Annotated in this window: 3 protein-coding genes; all 3 read left to right on the top strand. The window is 69.1% G+C overall.

Features of this window, described 5'->3' with window-relative positions:
• Nucleotides 1–399: acyl-CoA dehydrogenase family protein (locus tag KBX53_RS32550; RefSeq protein ID WP_256443465.1), on the top strand; the 399-nt coding region annotated here is incomplete at its 5' end.
• Between the two features lie 20 nt (nucleotides 400–419).
• Nucleotides 420–884, top strand: a complete 465-nt coding sequence (locus KBX53_RS32545; protein ID WP_030336986.1) for a MaoC family dehydratase — start codon at nucleotides 420–422, stop codon at nucleotides 882–884.
• Nucleotides 885–1,265: 381 nt separating this feature from the next.
• On the top strand, nucleotides 1,266–1,533 hold a 268-nt coding region (locus tag KBX53_RS32540), incomplete at its 3' end, for an endo-1,4-beta-xylanase (RefSeq protein WP_210863693.1).

Below are 1,533 nucleotides of genomic sequence, written 5' to 3'. Positions count from 1 at the left end.
GGCATCGCCCAGGGCTGCCTCGACGCGGCGGTCGGTTACGCCGGGCAGCGGACCCAGTTCGGCGGGCCGATCGCCGGGCACCAGCTCGTTCAGCAACTGCTCGCCGCCATCGCTGTGGACACCGCCGCGGCCCGGCTGCTGGTCTGGCAGGTGGCCGACCTGATCGACCGCGACCAGCCGTTCGCCACCGAGGCGTCGGTGGCCAAGCTCTTCGCCAGCGAGGCCGCCGTCCGCGCGGCCAACAACGCGGTCCAGGTGTTCGGTGGGTACGGCTACATCGACGAGTACCCGGTCGGCAAGTACCTGCGCGACGCCCGGGTCGCCACCCTCTACGAGGGCACCAGTCAGATCCAGCAACTCCTCATCGGACGCGCGCTCACCGGCGTCAACGCCTTCTAGTAGCTGTAGGGAGACCTGGCATGAGAGTGTTCACCTCGTTCGAGGAGTTGGCCGCCGCGACCGGTGAGAGCCTCGGACCCGGTCCGTGGCAGCGTGTCGAGCAGAGCCGTGTCGACCTGTTCGCCGACGCCACCGACGACCACCAGTGGATCCATGTCGACCCGGTCCGAGCCGCGGCCGGGCCGTTCGGCCAGCCGATCGCGCACGGGTATCTCACCCTGTCGCTGTTGCCGGCGCTGGCCGGTGGGCTCTACCGGGTCGAGGGGGTGGCGATGGGGGTGAACTACGGGCTGAACCGGGTGCGTTTCCCCGCGCCGCTGCGGGTCGGCGCCGCCGTACGCGCCACCGCCACCATCGCCGACGTGTCGCCGGTGAGCGGCGGCGTGCAGCTGGTCGTGACGGTCGTGGTGGAGAGCGACAGCGGCGGCAAGCCCGTCTGCGTGGCCGAGACCGTGAGCCGGCTCTACGCTGCCGCGCAGCGCTGACCCCAGCTCGTCTGCGGTCTGGTCGGTGTGCCGCGACCTCCGGTAGCGTTGCGAGAGAACTTCCGGAACTTGCGGTGCCCTGCGGCTGGTGAATCCACCCGGCCGATGTAACAGGGCACCGCCGTCGCCTTCCGATGGCACCCGGCCTGGGCAGCTACGTCCTGCTCCGGTACCCGGGCCGAATCAATTCTCGCAATCCTTCCGGAAATTCTTGCCTGTCGATCAGTGGCGCTGACATACTTCACATCCACCGAGGTCGATGACCAGCGGTGTGTGCCACTTCCCGGGCGCACTCCCGCGCGTGGTCGTGACCCGGCACCCCACCACCGCAGGGGCGGTGCGTGTCACCTGCGCTGCCCCGGGTTCACGGAAGGAAAAGACATGATCGAACGGTGCCAAGAGGACACCCGCCCACGCTTCGGCCCCCGAGCCCGTACGGCGGTCGTCCTCGCCGCCGCCGCTCTGCTCGCCGCAACCAGCGCCGCGTTCCTGCCGGGCACGGCGAGCGCCGGTACGACGCTGGGCGCGTCGGCCGCGGAGAAGGGGCGGTATTTCGGTACGGCGGTGGCGGCGAACAAGTTGTCTGATAGTGCGTACACGACGATTTTGAACCGTGAGTTCAATTCGGTGACGCCTGAGAATGAGATGA

Source organism: Micromonospora sp. M51 (assembly GCF_018070305.1).
GTDB lineage: Bacteria > Actinomycetota > Actinomycetes > Mycobacteriales > Micromonosporaceae > Micromonospora > Micromonospora parva.
This window is presented reverse-complemented; position numbering and strand designations above follow the sequence as displayed.